Source organism: Sulfitobacter sp. GN1-4, from assembly GCF_055693825.1.
In genome coordinates this window covers 14,133-31,445 of the sequence record NZ_JBVFUQ010000003.1, presented here as the reverse complement: position 1 = coordinate 31,445, position 17,313 = coordinate 14,133, and the positions used below count along the sequence as shown (strand labels likewise).

Below are 17,313 nucleotides of genomic sequence, written 5' to 3'. Positions count from 1 at the left end.
CCCTGAACATTCGCAATTCTCGCTTTGATTGATTCCGTTTGAAGGGACAAAGCGATGTTGCGCAGGAAAGAAGTACTAACGGCAGTTGGCACCTTGGCTGGCGCTATTGGTATCGGCTTTATCATGCAGAGCTCAGACTCTGCTGAGGTTCACTATGGTCAGGCCGGCCCAGTTGAGGAACGGCCCGTCCTAAAAGGGGCCAGCGCCGAGAATTCCGTGATTGAGATGCAAGAAATCACACTGACCTCAGGTGATTACGAAAACTCGATCATGACGCCCGCCACCGAAGCCGAAGTCATGACCGCCTCTGCGCCGCAGTCCATTTTGGAAACACCGCAGGTGCCCGGCGTTCAAGCGCCTGATGTGGCTGAGGTTATGGCCGATGCCGAACCCACCTGTGAGATGATCGCAGAGGCGCGCGCCGTTGCGGGTGCCATGGTCAACCTCAGCATGGAAGCGGCCTGTTACCCCAACGAACGCGTAACAGTGCATCACAACGGGATGCTGTTTACCGAAACAACCTCTGCCAGCGGCATGCTGGACCTGCGCGTGCCTGCTTTGTCTGAATCGGCTGTCTACATCATAGCCTTTGCAAACGGCGAAGGCGCTGTGGCCCAGACCGAAGTGGTGGAACTGGCCGATTATGACCGCGCTGTTTTGCAGTGGAAGGGCAACTCTGGCTTTGAAATTCACGCCCGCGAATTCGGCGCAGACTACGGCAGCGATGGCCATATCTGGCAAGGTCAGCCCGGCGATGTCGCCGCAGCGGTGACCGGGGAAAGCGGCATGATCACCCGGTTGGGCGACACCAACGCGGCAGAGCCGCTCTTGGCTGAGATCTACAGCTTCCCCCGCGGCAGCAACAACCGCTCTGGCAACATCAGCCTGTCTGTCGAAACCGAAGTGACAGCGGCCAACTGCGGCTTGGAAGTCGAAGCGCAATCGCTGGAGCTGCAGGCAGATGGGCAGGTCAAAACGCAGAACCTGACCCTGCCCGTGCCAGATTGCGAAGCCGAAGGCAGCTTTCTGGTGTTGAATAATCTGCTGCAAGACCTGAAAGTCGCTGCGAACTAATCCGGCGTTTGAGGTCTTATGCCCAACTTGAAACGTGCGGCGGTTTCCGCTGCACTTTTTCTGTTTTTGCCCCTGATGGCACTGGCTCAAGATGTCACGCTGACGTCGCGGGACGGTAAGGTTGAGATCAACGGTACGCTGTTGGGCTTTGATGGTGAATTCTACCGCGTGCAATCCGAATACGGTGAGCTGACGGTGGACGGGTCTGGCGTGTCTTGTCTGGGGCCGGGCTGCCCGAACTTGCAGGACTTTGTCGCCGAAGTGGATCTGTCGGGCTCTGCCACGATGGGGTCTGTTTTGATGCCCGCGCTGGTAAACGCCTATGCGCAGCGCAGTGGCTATACTGTCACCCGCGAAGATGTTGATCCTACACGGTTCGTTCTGGCGCTAACGCGTAATGATACTGGCAAGCTAGCCGCGCGGTTTTCCTTTCGCGCCAGTAACACAGACGAAGGTTTCGCCGATCTGTTGGCCGATGAGGCGGATATCGTCATGGCCCTGCGTGAGATCAGGCCAGATGAACGCAACAATGCCCGCGACGCGGGCTTGGGCGATCTGACAGGCCCCAACCGAAGCCGCGTGCTGGCGCTGGATGCGGTTGTTCCCATTGTGGCGCTGGGCAACCCGATCAAGGATATCTCACCCAAAGTGCTGGCCGAGGTTTTTGCCGGACGCATCACCAATTGGCAGGCTTTGGGCGGGCCGGATGCGCCTATTGATCTGCACCTGCCAACCCCCTCCAGCGGGTTGACGCAGGCCATTGAGGATCAGGTCATGTCGCCTGCGTCATTGGACTTTACAGAGATGGCAACGCGCCATGCATTACCCGAAGGGATTTCCGATGCTGTGTCGCGTGACACGCTGGCCCTTGGCATCACCAGCTACGCAGAACGGCGCAACACCCGTGTGTTAACCTTGGGCGGCACCTGTGGCTTTGCGCTTGATGCGTCACGCCGCACCATCAAGACCGAAGACTATCCGTTGACGGCGCCCATGTTTCTCTATTTCCCGGCGCGACGCTTGCCGCGTGTGGCGCGGGAATTTTTGGCCTTTACCCGTGGCCCTGGCGCGCAGAACGTGATCCGGCGTGCGGGTTTCGTTGATCAAGCGCCCGAGGAAATCTCGGTAGAGCAACAGGGCAACCGCTTTGCCAACGCGATCAGCGTTGCTGGCTCTGAGATCCCGCTGGAAGAGTTGCAGCGTATGGTGGCCACCCTGTCGCCGATGGCGCGGCTGACGACGTCCTTTCGGTTTGAAACAGGCTCTATCCGGCTCGATGCGCAATCACGCTCAAATGTGCAGCAGCTCGCCCGCGCGTTAGAACAAGGGCAATACGACGCGCGTCAGTTGCTGTTTGTGGGCTTTAGTGACGGGCAGGGGGCGGCACGATCCAACCGCGACATCGCGCTGCGCCGGGCAGAAGCAGTATCACGCGCGGTGAGTGCAGCCGCCGTCACCGCAAATCTGGAGCGCGTGCAACTGGGCGTGGATGCTTTTGGTGAGGCGATGCCGATGGCCTGTGATGATACATCTTGGGGGCGGCAGGCGAACCGACGTGTTGAGGTTTGGGTCCGCTAAAGAGACTGCCCGCCAACATCCGCAAAACCTCGCGGCCTTTCACGCGCAACGGGCCACAACCCAGGCGGCGGTCAAAGATACCCTTCTGAGCGAAAGCTAAGCTCTTGCGATTTGCCGATGATCAGATGGTCATGCAGCGTGAGCCCAAGTGCTGCGCAGGCCTGTTGGACCTGACCCGTCATATCAATGTCAGAAGTTGAGGGTGTGGGGTCACCCGAAGGGTGGTTGTGCACCAGAATGAGCGCAGAGGCGTTAAGCTCCAGCGCCCTTTTCGCGATTTCCCGTGGGTAAACCGGCACGTGATCAACCGTGCCACTTGCCTGCGCTTCATCCGCTATGACGACGTTCTTACGGTCCAGATACAAAACGCGAAACTGTTCCGTTTCCCGGTGCGACATGGTGGTGTGGCAATAATCAATCAGCGCGTCCCAACTGGACAGGACGCTGTGCTGTAATACCCGCGCGCGGGCCAGGCGTTGGGCGGCGGCCTCCATCAGTTTGAGTTCGATGATAACGGCATCCCCAACGCCGCGCACGTCGCGTAGCCGGGCTTCAGCCGCTGTGATGACGCGGTTAAAGTCACCAAACTGGTCGATCAGCGCCCGCGCCAGCGGTTTGACATCCTGTCGCGGAATGGCGCGGAACAGCACCAGTTCAAGCAGTTCGTAATCGGGCAAAGCATCAGCCCCAGCCCCCATAAACCGGGCGCGCAACCGTTGGCGGTGATCCCGAATATAAGACGGCTGCTTGCCCGCGATGGGCACCGTCATTGGGGCTTCGTCCAGCATAAGAGGAAGCGCAGGCTGATCAGCGTTGATCATGCGAGAAAGTCACATGACATGGTTACCGAAGCGTTAATCTGCCTGGGTCACAGGCGGCTGTGAAAGGGTCTTTGGCAGCGGCTGCGCACCGAGGCCCCGCATCAGGTGCAGGGCATCGGTATCTCCTAGCGTTTTCAGCCTTTCATCGAATCCCAGAAGCTTTTCACCGTGGAAAAGAAACTGCTGCTTTCGGGATTATTCTCTGATGAAAGCTCTTCGAATTCGCGCAAAAGCTCTTTTTGCTTGGACGTCAGGTTCACTGGGGTCTCAACTGCCAATTCGATGATCATGTCACCCACACCCCCGCCGCGCAGTGGGGGCATGCCCTTGCCACGCAGCCGCATTTGACGGCCAGACTGACTGCCCGATGGGATTTGGACACGTCCGCGGCCGCCATCGATGGTGGGCACCTCAATGTTGCCACCCAGGGCGGCGGTGCTCATTGAAACGGGCACCCGACAAAAGAGGTTGGGCCCTTCGCGGTCAAACAACTCATGTTCGGCCACTTCGATAAAGATATAGAGATCACCAGAAGGCCCGCCGCGCATGCCGGCTTCGCCTTCGCCTGCCAGCCGAATCCGGGTGCCGGTTTCAACACCAGCAGGGATGTTGACGCTTAGCGTGCGGTCTTTTTCCGTGCGTCCAGAACCGCCGCAGCCTTTGCAGGGGTTCTTGATGATTTGGCCCAAGCCACCGCATGTGGGGCACGTCCGTTCAACGGTAAAGAAACCCTGTTGTGCGCGCACTTTGCCCATGCCCGAACAGGTGGGGCAGGTTGTGGGTTCCGCACCCCCTTCTGAGCCGGAGCCCGTGCAGCTTTCGCATTGGACAGAGGTTGGGACGGAGATGGATTTCTGCATCCCCGAATAGGCTTCTTCCAGCGTCACACGCAGATTGTAGCGCAGATCGGCACCCCGGGCGGCACGGCGTCCACCGCCGCCGCCACGCTGGCCCATAAAATCACCAAAGAGGTCGTCAAAGACGTCAGAGAAAGCGGATGAGAAATCGCCCTGACCACCGCCAAAGCCGCCGCCGCGCCCGCCACCGCCGCCCATACCGCCTTCGAACGCGGCATGACCATATCGGTCATAGGCGGCTTTCTTGTCGCCGTCCTTGAGCACGTCATAGGCTTCGCCGACTTCTTTGAACTGTTTTTCGGCTTCTGGGTTGTCTTTATTTCGGTCGGGGTGCAGCTGTTTGACCTTGCCGCGATAGGCTTTCTTGATCTCATCTGCGGATGCGCCTTTGGCGAGCCCGAGCACCTCGTAATAGTCACGTTTTGCCATGGATCAATCCTTGCTGTGGAACGTGAAGGGCCGGCCCGTCAGTTTCGGACCGGCCCTGTCATGGGTTCCTTGGCGCGATTTACGATGCGCGCTTGTCGTCATCGAGGTCTTCGAATTCGGCATCGACGATGTCATCGTCGTCACCGCGTGGCTCATCCGCAGCGGTGGCCACATCCTCATCCCCGTCCTCTTGGGCAGCTTTATAAATCGCCTCACCCAGTTTCATTGCGGCTTCGGTCACGTTCTGGATGCCCGCTTTGATTTTGCCGGAATCTTCGGTCTCCAGCTCGTCTTTCAGCGCGGCGATGGCCAACTCAATGGCTTCAACCGTGGTTGGGTCCACCTTATCGGAATGCTCTTCCAGCGATTTCTCGGTGGAGTGGATCAGGCTTTCCGCCTGGTTCTTGGCATCCACCAGCTCGCGGCGTTCCTTATCCGCCTCCGCGTTCTCTTCGGCGTCCTTGACCATCTTGTCGATGTCCTCATCCGACAGACCGCCAGAGGCTTGGATTGTGATCTTCTGCTCTTTTCCGGTGCCTTTGTCCAAAGCGCCCACAGACACGATGCCGTTGGCGTCAATGTCAAAGGTCACTTCGATTTGCGGCATGCCGCGTGGGGCAGGTGGGATGTCTTCGAGGTTGAAGGCACCCAGGATCTTGTTGTCGGCGGCCATCTCACGCTCACCCTGGAAGACCCGGATCGTCACCGCGTTCTGGTTGTCCTCAGCGGTGGAGAAGACCTGAGATTTCTTCGTCGGGATCGTAGTGTTGCGGTCAATCAGGCGTGTGAAAACACCGCCCAGGGTTTCGATCCCCAGGGACAGCGGTGTCACGTCCAGCAGAACAACGTCCTTCACGTCGCCTTGCAGAACACCGGCCTGAATGGCGGCACCCATGGCCACAACTTCATCCGGGTTCACACCCTTGTGCGGCTCTTTGCCGAAGAATTTGGTGACCTCTTCGATGACCTTTGGCATCCGGGTCATACCACCGACCAGAACCACCTCATCGATGTCATTTGCCGTCAAACCGGCGTCTTTCAACGCGGCCTGGCACGGCTTCATGGAGGCTTTGATCAGATCGCCCACCAGGCTTTCCAGCTTGGCGCGGGTCAGCTTCATCACCATGTGCAGCGGCGCGCCGTCTTTGCCCATGGAGATAAACGGCTGGTTGATCTCTGTCTGAGAAGAAGACGAAAGCTCAATCTTGGCTTTCTCTGCCGCTTCTTTCAGACGCTGCAGCGCCATCTTGTCTTTGGTCAGGTCGACGGAGTGCTCTTTTTTAAACTCACCCGCCAGGTAGTTGACGATGCGCATGTCAAAGTCTTCACCACCCAGGAAAGTATCCCCGTTGGTGGATTTCACTTCAAAGAGACCATCGTCAATCTCAAGGATGGTCACGTCAAAGGTACCGCCGCCAAGGTCATAAACCGCGATGGTCTGGGTGTTTTCCTTGTCCAGACCGTAGGCCAGCGCAGCGGCTGTCGGTTCGTTGATGATGCGCAGCACTTCAAGGCCTGCAATCTTACCGGCGTCTTTGGTCGCCTGACGCTGGGCGTCATTGAAGTAGGCGGGCACAGTAATAACGGCCTGTGTGACGTCTTCGCCAAGATAGCTCTCAGCGGTTTCTTTCATCTTACCCAGGATGAAGGCAGAGATCTGGGAGGGGGAGTATTTCTCACCCCGGGACTCAACCCAGGCGTCGCCGTTGCCACCATCAATGACGGCAAAGGGCAGGTTCTTCTTGTCCTTGGCCAAATCCGCGTCGTCATTGCGGCGGCCAATCAGGCGCTTCACACCAAAGATGGTGTTATCAGGGTTGGTGACCGCCTGGCGCTTTGCCGGCTGGCCCACAAGGCGCTCATCATCTGTGAACGCGACAATGGATGGGGTGGTACGTGCGCCTTCCGCGTTCTCAATCACGCGGGGCTGGCTGCCGTCCATGATGGCGATGCAGCTGTTTGTTGTACCAAGGTCAATACCGATGACTTTTGACATATTTTCGATCCCTCTTAACTCTCAAGGCGATGACACGGAACGCAGGCCCGTTACGGCACCTTTGCCCCGAAGCGATAACGCTGCAGGCACCCTGCCCTCAGCACTTCGGAGCGTATATAAGGAGGGGGTTTGGGCGCTGCAACCACCCCGACGGACTTGGAACAGGGAATCTTTGTGGATTTTTCGCAAAAGAAGGAAGAGTGAGGATTTTGTGCCGGTTTTAAAGGTCAAAGGCTTTGAAGTGCATAAAGGCGCATTGGACCAACCCACCCAAGACGTGTTGGTGTCCCGCCTGCGCGCAATCGTCAAAACAGCCCCGCTTTTCCGGCCCGATACACCCTATGGCAAACCGATGTCCGTGCGCATGACAGCAGCAGGGCAATATGGATGGTTTTCCGACAGAAAAGGCTACCGCTACATCCCCAACCACCCCAACGGTCGCCCTTGGCCCGCCATCCCACCCGAGGTTTTGGCCATCTGGGATAGGTTGTCCGGTACGGCCCGCCAGCCTGAATGTTGCCTGATCAACTTTTACGAAGCAGACGCCAAAATGGGGATGCATCAAGACAAGGATGAGGCTGATTTTCAATGGCCGGTGCTTTCCATCTCACTTGGTGATGATGGCCTTTTCCGCGCCGGCAACCCCACCCGGGGCGGCAAGACAGAATCGATATGGCTCCAATCGGGGGATGTGGTGGTAATGGGTGGGTCCGCGCGGCTCAATTATCATGGCGTTGACCGGATCCGGCCCGGATCGTCAAAACTGCTGCCCAAAGGCGGACGGATCAACCTTACCCTGCGGGTGGTGGCGTAACACCGCCCCGCGCTTCATCTTTCCACTATAACTTCAATCCGACAGGGGTCTCAGACACAGCCGACGCCAATGGAGCGCCCTACCGCCGCGCCTCCCAGCTGAGCGAGGCGTGACGCCGAGTATAAAACTCACCCATCAACCCGATCATGATACAGACCAAGGCCACCCAGAACCCGTATTCCCATGAAGAATACCGCGGGTTGTAGTTGATAAACGCATAGCCGCGCGCCTGATCAATGCAGTGAAACAGCGGGTTCCAGTCAAACATCGTCAGCATGTAGCCCGGCAGCGTATTGGCGACGAACATCTTGCCAGAAGCGATCATATTGGCGCGCTGGAACACCATGGAGATCAGCGACACCACTGACGGAAACCAGGGCTTCATCGCCAAAAGAACCAATCCAATCGCACAGCCAGTAAACCAGGCCAGGATCATCATGCCCAACGCGGGAATAGGTTGGTGGATTTCCACCGGTTTCCAGGCCACGTGATAGGCAAAGAGCACCAAGAGCAGCGACAAGATCTGAATATAAAGCGCGCCAAAGGCCGCTGACAGAATGGAGACGATGGTGTTCATCGGGGCGTGCTGCATCATCGGGCTGGCGGGCCCTTCTGATCCCATTACCGCACCAATGGCCTTGATATGGGTCAGATACAGAAAAATCCCGGTCATCAGATAAATCAGAAAGTCGCCGCGCAGGGCGGCTCCCTTCATGCCCAGGATGGAGAACATCAAATAAAATGCCCCCAGAAACATCACCGTTTGCGCAATATTCATCGCAATGGCGACAAATGCGTTGTTGTGCTGTTTGCGCACGTTACGGACGATGGAATGATAGACCAGCTCAAGAATAGCCAAAGCCGACGAAAAGCCGCCCTGCGGTCTGCGCGAGGATTCAAACATCTAACTCTGCCTCATTGTGCCCTACTAGGGATGCACGGAATTCTTGATGATCCGTTACCAAGCCAGCATAAGGGCGGCAGGCCCAATCACCAAAGGATGATGTGCAGTGGATTATGAAAAGTTGGTGAGTGTGATGCGGACGCTATCATTGCAAGCCGGTGCCAAGATCATGGAGATCTACGGCCAAGATGATTTTGAGGTTGAGGCAAAATCAGACGACAGCCCGGTCACTGCCGCAGACAAGGCCGCTGATGCTATTATTTCAGCGGGGTTGCGGCAGGCCTTTCCTGACGTTTTGCTGGTGACCGAAGAACAGGCCGCGACCCATACTGTTTCGGGCGATACCTTTTTGATTGTTGATCCGCTGGACGGCACGAAGGAATTCATCCACCGACGCGGCGATTTCACCGTGAATATTGCGATGGTTGAACAGGGCGTGCCGACACGGGGCGTGGTCTATGCGCCTGCTAAGGGGCGGATGTTCTTTACCCAAGCGGATGGCCAATCTGTCGAAGAATCCGGGCCGCTTGCGATGGATCAGGTCGGTACGCGGGCGCCCATCCATGTCTCTGATGCAGATAACGCGGCTCTGATGATCGTTGCGTCAAAATCGCACCGGGATCAGGCAACAGACGATTACATCCAGAAATACGCGGTCCGCGATATGACAAGTGCGGGGTCGTCCCTGAAATTCTGCCTCGTCGCGACGGGTGAGGCAGATCTTTACCCCCGTTTGGGTCGCACGATGGAATGGGATACCGCAGCAGGCCACGCTGTGCTAAAAGGGGCCGGCGGTGAGGTCGTGCGTTTTGATGATCACCACCCCTTGATGTACGGCAAGGCCGATTTCGCCAATCCCTTCTTCATCGCACGCGCCCCTGCCGTGGAGCTAAAGCCAGCCTGATGTCTGTTCTGATCGTCATCCCCGCCCGCTATGCCTCTTCGCGTTATCCCGGCAAACCGTTGGCCACCTTGAAAGGTGCCACAGGCGCGTCGCTTTCGCTGATCGAACGGTCCTGGCGGGCGGCATCTGCTGTTGGCGGCGTGGACCGCGTGGTGGTTGCAACAGACGATGACCGCATTCGTGCAGCGGCTCAAGCCTTTGGCGCTGAGGTCGTGATGACATCGACCGCCTGCGCAAATGGAACCGAACGCTGCGCTGAGGCACATGCAGCGCTTGGTGGTGGATATGAGATTGTTGTGAACCTGCAGGGGGATGCCCCGCTCACCCCTCATTGGTTTGTCGAAGATTTGGTAGTCGGCCTGCGTGCCGCACCGCAGGCCGAAATTGCCACGCCTGTTTTGCGCTGTGACGGTGCCACGCTTAACGCATTGCTTGCGGACAGAAAGGCCGATCGCGTGGGCGGCACGACAGCGGTGTTCGATGTTCACCACCATGCGCTCTATTTCTCAAAAGAAGTTGTGCCATACACCTCAAACGCCTTTGCAGAGACTGATATGACCCCGGTGTTCCATCATGTCGGTGTCTATGCCTACCGCCCTGATGCGCTTGCCGGTTATCCCACTTGGCCAACCGGGCCACTTGAGACCCTCGAAGGGTTAGAACAGCTTCGGTTCATGGAAAACGGCAGGTCGGTGCTTTGCGTTGAGGTGGAAGCAAAAGGGCGGGAGTTCTGGGAGCTGAACAACCCTGAGGATGTGCCAAAAATAGAGTCGATGATGGCGAAAATGGGTATTGAATGACGGCACTCCCCGTCAGTGTTGTGGTGGTTAGCCGGGGGCGGCCTGCATTGCTTTCGCGGGCGTTGATGGGCCTGTTCCAACTTCAGTATGAGACGTTTGAGCTGATCGTGGTTGCCGACCCGCAAGGCATCGCCGCCGCCAAAGCCTTGCCCTTTGCCAAGCACCTGAAATGCGTGACCTTTGATGAGGCTAATATCTCAGCCGCGCGCAACATTGGCATCAGCCATGCTGCGGGCGATGTTGTTGCCTTTCTTGATGACGACGCAGTTCCCGAACCCCAGTGGCTGCGTTTTCTGACAGCGCCTTTTGCACGACCTGACGTTGCCGCAAGCGGCGGTTTTGTTCGGGGGCGCAACGGGATTTCCTTTCAGTGGAAGGCCCGCGGCGTGGACCGGTTTGGCGCGACCGTGCCGATTGAAGTTGACCCGCACCAAGCGACCGTTCTGACGCCCCCTAAAGGCCGCGCGGTCAAAACAGAGGGTACGAATATGGCCATCAGGCGTGAGGTCTTGCACGCTTTGGGCGGGTTTGACCCGGCTTTCCACTACTATCTTGACGAAACCGATTTGAACCTGCGGATCGCCCAAGCGGGGCATTTGACGGCCATCGCCCCGCGCGCCGAAGTGCATCACGGTTTTGCGGAAAACCCGCTGCGCCGGGCTGACCGCGTGCCGCGCGACTTGTTTGATATCGGTGCCAGTTGGGCCGTTTTTCAGCGTAAACACGTCCCCCAAGAAGCGCGGGATGCCCATTGGAAGGCGTTGCGCGCGCATGAGCGGCGGCGTCTTGTTGGCCATATGGCGGACGGTGGTCTTGAACCACATGATGTGCGCCGGATGATGCGCCGCCTGGATGCGGGATATGCCGAAGGTGCGCTGCGTCCGCTGGGCCGTGCTGAGTTGCCCAGCCATCCGGCGGAGGCGTTTAAGTCGTTTCCAAGCCAAGCGCGACGCGCCAGCGTCATCCGCTCTCGACCTATGCGGTTTGCACAAGACGTGGCGCGCGCAGAGGAGAGGGTGAAAAACGGTGAAATTGTCACCGTTCTATCGCTTTCACTCACGAGTATGTATCATCACATCAAATTTGACCCTTGCGGCGTTTGGGTGCAGCGCGGAGGATTGTTTGGACGGTCCGTACGATCTGAACCGTTGTTTCGTTTGACAACGCGGGCGCGGCGGACCGAAAAGGAAATGAAGCGGGTTGCCGAACAGCGCGGGCTTTTGGCACCCAAAATAGAACAGGCCCATAAAGGGCCGTAGAAAAAACTGTTGGCCAGACCAACCAGAAAAATTGAGGTGCAGAATGCGTCGAAAGGTAACGAAAGCGATCTTCCCGGTTGCTGGCATGGGAACGCGGTTTTTGCCGGCAACCAAATCCGTGCCGAAAGAGATCATGACATTGGTCGACCGACCACTGGTCCAATACGCCATTGATGAGGCCCGTGCGGCGGGGATCAAGGAGTTCATCTTTGTGACATCACGGGGCAAAGGGGCGTTGGAAGACTACTTTGATCTGGCGCCGCAGTTGGAAAATGAACTGCGCAAAAGCGGCAAGAAAGAACTTCTCGACATCCTCAAAAGCACCAACATGGAAAGCGGTGCAATTGCCTACATTCGTCAGCATAAGGCGCTTGGCCTGGGTCATGCGGTTTGGTGCGCGCGGCGGTTGATCGGGAATGAGCCGTTTGCGGTTATGCTGCCCGATGACGTGATCGCGGCGGAAAAGCCGTGTCTGCAGCAGATGGTCGAAGCTTACGAAGAGACCGGCGGTAATATGGTGGCGGCGATGGAGGTGCCTGCGGAGAAGGCATCATCCTATGGTATCCTCGATATTGCATCAGAAGATGGGCCTTTGGTGAGCGTCAAAAAGATGGTGGAAAAACCACCAGCTGGTGAGGCGCCATCGAACCTTGCTGTGATTGGCCGCTACATCCTGTCGCCGAGTGTTTTGGGCAATCTCAACCAACTCAAAAAAGGGGCGGGCGGAGAGATCCAGCTGACGGACGCCATTGCCAATGACATCACGCAAGAGAACAACGTCTACGGCTACCGGTTTGAGGGGAAACGGTTTGATTGTGGCTCTAAATCAGGGTTTTTGCAGGCGACCGTGTCCTTTGGGCTGGCACGGGATGAGCTGAAAGACGATTTGCGGGACTTTTTGCGCACCCTTTCCTTGGATGACTGAACAACGCTGCTGGGGCCGCACATGACAAACGTATTGGTGACGGGGGGCGCGGGTTATATCGGCTCGCATGCCTGCAAGGCGTTGCAGGCGGCGGGCTTTACGCCCGTGACGTTCGACAACCTTGAAACGGGCTGGGAAGACGCGGTGAAATTCGGCCCGTTTGAACAGGGAGACTTGTTGGATCGCGATAGGTTAGACACTGTTTTTGCAAAGGTGCAGCCCGTCGCCGTGATGCATTTTGCAGCTCTCAGCCTGGTGGGCGACAGTATGAAAGACCCCGGTCACTATTGGCGCAACAATGTGCTGGGGTCGCTGAACCTGATTGAGGCGACGGTCGCTGCGGGTTGCAAGCATTTCGTCTTTTCGTCCACCTGTGCGACCTACGGGGATCAGGACAATGTGGTGTTGGACGAAAACAGTACCCAAATGCCCATCAACGCCTACGGCGCGTCAAAGCGCGCGATTGAGGATATTCTGCAAGGGTTTGAAGCGGCGCACGGCTTGCAGCATGTGATTTTTCGCTACTTCAACGTCGCGGGGGCCGATCCTGAGGGTGAGGTTGGCGAATTTCACCGACCCGAGACACATTTGGTGCCGCTTATGCTGGACGCTATTGATGGCAAGCGGGACGCGCTGACGGTCTTTGGCACGGATTACGACACCCCGGATGGCACCTGTATCAGAGACTATGTGCATGTCTGTGATCTGGTCGATGCCCATGTGTTGGGTCTGCGTTGGTTGCAGGATGGCAAGGGCAGCCGCGTGTTCAACCTTGGTACGGGCAGTGGCTTTTCTGTCCGGGAGGTCGTGGATCAAAGCCAGGCGGTCACAAATCGTCCGGTGCCTTTGGTCGAAGGGCCGCGGCGCGCTGGCGATTGCACCAAGCTTGTCTCTGGATCGACCCGTGCGGTGAAGGAGCTGGGGTGGGCACCGCACCGTTCCACGATGAAGCAAATGATCACCGACGCATGGAGATGGCATCAGACAGGCCATTACGAGCGGTAGCATGGGTGCTGCGCGGCTACTGGATCTGACGCGCAGCTTGCGACGGGCAGGGGGGACGTCAACCGGGATCGACCGGGTTGAACATGCCTATCTGCGACAGTTTCTGTCAGATGACGTGCCCTGCTACGGCCTGTTGCGCACGGCGTTTGGGTATATCCTGTTGGACCGAAGTGGGCTGGAGGTGTTTTTCCAACAGCTGACGGGCCATCGTTCTTGGGGCAAGGTTGATTTGTTGTCACGATTGTCTGGAGGTCGCGATCAGGCTCTAACACAGGCTGAAACCGCTGCGCGGCGGCTGGCGATCGGTCGTTGTTTGCCGCAACGGCTCAGGCAGATGTTGCAAAAGCACCTGCCGCTTGCGTTCGAATATTACAACGTCGGCCACAGCAATCTGACAGAGCGGGTGTTGCGGTGTGTCGGCTATGCGAAAGGGCGGATTAGCGTCTTGGTTCATGACCTGATCCCGCTTGAGCATCCTGATTGGCAGCGCGAAGGCACCGTGCGCCCGTTTGAGGAAAAGATGCGGCGGGTGAGCATGTTGGCGGACCGGATCATCTGCAACTCTGCCGACACTTGCGCGCGGGTGACTTCTCAGATGACCGAATGGGGGCGCTGCCCCCCGACCGTGGTTGCCCATTTGGGCGTTGATGTGCCAGAGCCGCTGATGGATGCCTTGCCAGATGGCCTGCCGCCTGCCTGGCCTTATTTTGTCACTGTGGGCACCATCGAACCCCGCAAAAACCACGCCTTTCTGCTCAATCTTTGGGACGAGCTGGGGCCGTCCGCCCCGCCGCTTATCATTTGCGGACAACGCGGCTGGCGGAATGAAGCGGTCTTTGACCGGCTGGACGCCTTGCCAATAGATGGTCCTGTCATTGAAGTGGCAGGGCTAAGCAATGGGGCAATTGCCGCCTTGGTTGAGAAAAGTGCCGGCACACTTTATCCGAGCTATGCAGAGGGATTTGGTCTTCCCGCAGTTGAGGCGCGCTCCTTAGGAGCGCGTGTTTTGTGCAACGACCTGGCTGTTTTTAAGGAAGTTCTTGATCCCAAAGTGACATTTGCCCCTATTTCTGATCCCCAATTATGGTTAAGAACAGTAAAGAGTTGGGGAAGCAAACCGGCGACTGCAGGCACATCAAAAAAACATGTGGGTCCAGAATGGGCTGATCACTTCAAGACCGTGTTAAGGTTAAGTTGATACCGCAGAAAAAGAACGGCGTTTTCCGAGTAGTATAGGTGGTGTTTGGGCATTTTCCGGTCATATGGGCTGCGGCTTCGGCGCAAGCGCTGGCGCTTGCGTGCCATGCGCAAAAGCCGTGAGCTGAAGCGGGTTGTCGATCGCACGGCGCAGATCAGAGATGATGATCTGCTGCTGTTCTCGACCATGCGGAACGAACTGATCCGTCTGCCCTATTTTCTTGAGTACTACCGCGAAATGGGGATTGGCCATTTCATTATCGTCGATAATGACAGCGGTGATGGATCGTTGGATTATCTGGCAAACCAACCCGATGTTTCCGTCTGGACAACTAAGGCAAGTTATAAGCGCGCGCGCTTTGGCGTTGATTGGCTGAACTGGTTGCAGATGAAGCATGCCCACGGCCACTGGGCGCTGACCGTCGATCCTGATGAATTTCTGGTTTATCCCTTTTGCGATACCCGCCCGTTGCGTGCGCTGACCGACTGGCTTGATGCGTCTTCCATCAAATCCTTCTCAGCGATGTTGTTGGATATGTACCCAAAGGGCCGTCTGGATGAGCAACCTTATCAGTCCGGCCAAGACCCGATGGAGATTGCATGCTGGTTTGACAGCGGCAACTACACCATCTCGCGCAATTACGCCTTTACCAATCTGTGGATACAGGGCGGACCCAGGGCGCGCGTGTTCTTTAAGGATGAGCCAGAGCGGGCCCCAGCGCTGAACAAGGTGCCGCTCGTGAAATGGGACAAACGCTACGCCTACGTCAGTTCAACACATATGTTGCTGCCGCGTGGTTTGAACCAGGTCTATGACGAATGGGGTGGGGAAAAAGCCTCGGGCGTTTTGTTGCATGCCAAGTTTCTGGACACCTTTGGTGACAAGGCACAGGAAGAGATGGTGCGCGGTGAACATTACGCGGGGTCCATCGAATACAAGGCCTATGTGGAGCAATTGAAGTCAGACCCCCAGCTTTGGTGCAAATGGTCTGAGCGGTACATCAACTGGCGCCAGCTGGAAATCCTGGGCCTGATGTCCAAAGGGAACTGGGCATGACGGTCGGCGTTGTCATGTTGGTCCATACCGCGCTTGGCCGGGCCGAACAGGTGGCGCGGCATTGGGCGGCGGCGGGCTGCCCTGTTGTCATCCATGTCGACAAAAGCGTGTCGCGCAAGGTTTATGATGGCTTTGTCAACGCGCTGTCTGATCTGCGCAAGGTTCGGTTTTGTGATCGCTTCCGCTGTGAATGGGGCACCTGGGGCATTGTGAAGGCCACGCAGACCGCCTCTGAGATGATGTTGGCTGAGTTCCGCGAGGTGCATCATGTTTATCTCGCGTCCGGTTCCTGTCTGCCGCTCCGACCGGTTGAAGAGCTGATCGAATACCTGGCTGAGCGGCCGCTGACCGATTTTATCGAAAGCGCGACAACCTCAGAGGTGCCTTGGACCATCGGCGGGTTGGATGCTGAACGTTTTACGCTGCGCTTTCCGTTCTCATGGAAGCGGCAGCGCGTGCTCTTTGATGCTTTCGTGCGGTTTCAGCGCCGCTTTCGTCTGGCGCGGTCGATGCCCAATGGGATCGTGCCGCATATGGGCTCGCAATGGTGGTGCCTGTCGCGCAGAACGTTGTCCGCGATTTTGCAGGACCCGGAAAGGCCCACCTATGATAAGTTCTTTTCCCGGTGTGGATCCCGGATGAAAGCTATTTCCAGACCCTCGTTCGCCAGTATTCAAGCAATATAGAAAGCCGGTCGCTGACCCTGTCCAAGTTCGATTTTCAGGGTAAGCCGCATATTTTCTACGACGATCACCTGCAACTGCTGCGTCGATCTGATTGCTTTGTGGCGCGCAAGATTTGGCCCTATGCCGACAAACTGTATGAAGCGTTCCTGACCGATCTGGCCGGGGCGATGAAACGGACTGAACCAAACCCCGGCAAGATTGACCGCATCTTTTCCAAAGCGGTTGAGCGGCGGACGCGTGGACGGTCGGGGCTTTATATGCAAAGCCGGTTTCCCAATGAGGATTGGGAAAATGGCGTGACAGCCGCGCCGTATTCGATGTTCCAGGGCTTTTCAGAACTGTTTGAGAACTTCGAAAGCTGGCTCACCTCAGCAACCGGTGCGCGGGTGCATGGGCATTTGTTCTCCAAAGAGCGCGTGGAATATGCCGATGGGCAATCCGCCATGAATGGCGCGCTGTCTGACGGGCCGATCCTGCGGGATTATAACGCCAATGCGTTTCTGGCGAACCTGATCTGGAACACGCGCGGCGAACGCCAGTGTTTTCAATTTGGTCCAGATGACAGCCAAGAGATTAACTGGCGCATCGCAAAAGATCCCAATGCCCAAGTCTCAGTGATCACCGGGGCCTGGGCCATTCCTTTGTTCCGATCCAACCTGGATTTTGCAGAGATCCGTGCGCGGGCTGCCCTCTTGCAAAAGATTGAAAGCGATCACATGGATGTTTTACGCTCCCCCTACACCAAGGCGCGGGTGCGGATCTGGACCATGGCTGAGTTTATCGAAGCGCCGATGGAACCTTTGCAGGGCATCCTGGATGAGATTGGGCGCACCAAGCTGCGCCGCTTGTCTGAGGCGCCGCGTATGGTGGATTTGACGGGATTTGGGCAGTTTTTGCAGAACCTAAAAACCAGGGCATGCACCCCTATCTGATGGGCGATTTCCCGGTGGAACGGCCTGTGGTGCAACGACAGGCTGTGCAGCGCAAACCCTATTTGGTCCGGTAAG

General features: G+C 57.3%; 15 protein-coding genes and 1 pseudogene. 12 read left to right on the top strand and 4 right to left on the bottom strand.

All coding sequences use genetic code 11. The features are described from left to right. Positions 1-54: 54 nt before the first annotated feature. Positions 55-1,074 (top strand): hypothetical protein, encoded by a 1,020-nt coding sequence (locus ACZ1HM_RS00800; RefSeq protein WP_472740579.1) that lies wholly within the window; start codon positions 55-57, stop codon positions 1,072-1,074. Positions 1,075-1,092: 18 nt separating this feature from the next. Then, positions 1,093-2,652 carry a phosphate ABC transporter substrate-binding/OmpA family protein gene (locus tag ACZ1HM_RS00795; RefSeq protein WP_472740577.1) on the top strand — a complete coding sequence of 520 codons (1,560 nt, stop codon included), beginning with the start codon at positions 1,093-1,095 and terminating at the stop codon, positions 2,650-2,652. Between the two features lie 71 nt (positions 2,653-2,723). Here the strand turns inward: ACZ1HM_RS00795 and radC are convergent, their stop codons facing one another. The 3 genes from radC to dnaK all read right to left on the bottom strand — a co-directional run bounded on the left by radC (position 2,724) and on the right by dnaK (position 6,755). Further along, positions 2,724-3,473, bottom strand: coding sequence for a RadC family protein (gene radC / locus ACZ1HM_RS00790; RefSeq protein WP_472740575.1), 750 nt, complete (start codon positions 3,471-3,473; stop codon positions 2,724-2,726). A gap of 134 nt (positions 3,474-3,607) precedes the next feature. Beyond that, on the bottom strand, positions 3,608-4,759 hold the full coding sequence (dnaJ, locus tag ACZ1HM_RS00785; RefSeq protein ID WP_472740573.1) for a molecular chaperone DnaJ: 1,152 nt from the start codon (positions 4,757-4,759) through the stop codon (positions 3,608-3,610). Positions 4,760-4,838: 79 nt separating this feature from the next. Then, positions 4,839-6,755: a molecular chaperone DnaK gene (dnaK, locus tag ACZ1HM_RS00780; RefSeq protein ID WP_472740571.1), complete on the bottom strand. Its 1,917-nt coding sequence runs from the start codon at positions 6,753-6,755 to the stop codon at positions 4,839-4,841. Between the two features lie 211 nt (positions 6,756-6,966). Between dnaK and ACZ1HM_RS00775 the strand changes: the two genes are divergently transcribed. Further along, positions 6,967-7,569, top strand: coding sequence for an alpha-ketoglutarate-dependent dioxygenase AlkB family protein (locus tag ACZ1HM_RS00775; RefSeq protein WP_472740569.1), 603 nt, complete (start codon positions 6,967-6,969; stop codon positions 7,567-7,569). 79 nt (positions 7,570-7,648) lie between these two features. Here the strand turns inward: ACZ1HM_RS00775 and ACZ1HM_RS00770 are convergent, their stop codons facing one another. Beyond that, positions 7,649-8,473, bottom strand: coding sequence for an ABC transporter permease (locus tag ACZ1HM_RS00770; RefSeq protein WP_472740567.1), 825 nt, complete (start codon positions 8,471-8,473; stop codon positions 7,649-7,651). Between the two features lie 106 nt (positions 8,474-8,579). Between ACZ1HM_RS00770 and cysQ the strand changes: the two genes are divergently transcribed. The 9 genes and pseudogenes from cysQ to ACZ1HM_RS00725 all read left to right on the top strand — a co-directional run bounded on the left by cysQ (position 8,580) and on the right by ACZ1HM_RS00725 (position 17,312). Next, positions 8,580-9,377: a 3'(2'),5'-bisphosphate nucleotidase CysQ gene (gene cysQ, locus ACZ1HM_RS00765; protein WP_472740565.1), complete on the top strand. Its 798-nt coding sequence runs from the start codon at positions 8,580-8,582 to the stop codon at positions 9,375-9,377. Continuing rightward, the gene (locus ACZ1HM_RS00760; RefSeq protein ID WP_472740564.1) at positions 9,377-10,177 is read left to right on the top strand and encodes a 3-deoxy-manno-octulosonate cytidylyltransferase; all 801 of its coding nucleotides are present in this window, start codon (positions 9,377-9,379) and stop codon (positions 10,175-10,177) included. Before cysQ ends, ACZ1HM_RS00760 begins: the two co-directional genes overlap by 1 nt. Then, positions 10,174-11,436: a glycosyltransferase family 2 protein gene (locus tag ACZ1HM_RS00755; RefSeq protein ID WP_472740562.1), complete on the top strand. Its 1,263-nt coding sequence runs from the start codon at positions 10,174-10,176 to the stop codon at positions 11,434-11,436. The genes ACZ1HM_RS00760 and ACZ1HM_RS00755 overlap by 4 nt, the downstream gene beginning before the upstream one ends. Before the next feature lie 43 nt (positions 11,437-11,479). Beyond that, positions 11,480-12,361, top strand: a complete 882-nt coding sequence (gene galU, locus ACZ1HM_RS00750) for a UTP--glucose-1-phosphate uridylyltransferase GalU (protein WP_472740561.1) — start codon at positions 11,480-11,482, stop codon at positions 12,359-12,361. A 21-nt stretch (positions 12,362-12,382) separates the two neighbouring features. After that, the gene (galE, locus tag ACZ1HM_RS00745; RefSeq protein ID WP_472740559.1) at positions 12,383-13,366 is read left to right on the top strand and encodes a UDP-glucose 4-epimerase GalE; all 984 of its coding nucleotides are present in this window, start codon (positions 12,383-12,385) and stop codon (positions 13,364-13,366) included. Position 13,367: 1 nt separating this feature from the next. Next, complete coding sequence (locus ACZ1HM_RS00740; RefSeq protein ID WP_472740557.1) at positions 13,368-14,564, top strand: glycosyltransferase; 1,197 nt, start codon at positions 13,368-13,370, stop codon at positions 14,562-14,564. A 45-nt stretch (positions 14,565-14,609) separates the two neighbouring features. Continuing rightward, complete coding sequence (locus ACZ1HM_RS00735; RefSeq protein ID WP_472740555.1) at positions 14,610-15,620, top strand: glycosyltransferase family 2 protein; 1,011 nt, start codon at positions 14,610-14,612, stop codon at positions 15,618-15,620. Continuing rightward, positions 15,617-16,306: a beta-1,6-N-acetylglucosaminyltransferase gene (locus tag ACZ1HM_RS00730; protein WP_472740553.1), complete on the top strand. Its 690-nt coding sequence runs from the start codon at positions 15,617-15,619 to the stop codon at positions 16,304-16,306. Before ACZ1HM_RS00735 ends, ACZ1HM_RS00730 begins: the two co-directional genes overlap by 4 nt. After that, positions 16,246-17,312: pseudogene (locus ACZ1HM_RS00725) on the top strand (DUF5927 domain-containing protein). The gene ACZ1HM_RS00730 and the pseudogene ACZ1HM_RS00725 overlap by 61 nt, the downstream one beginning before the upstream one ends. Position 17,313: the final 1 nt, after the last annotated feature.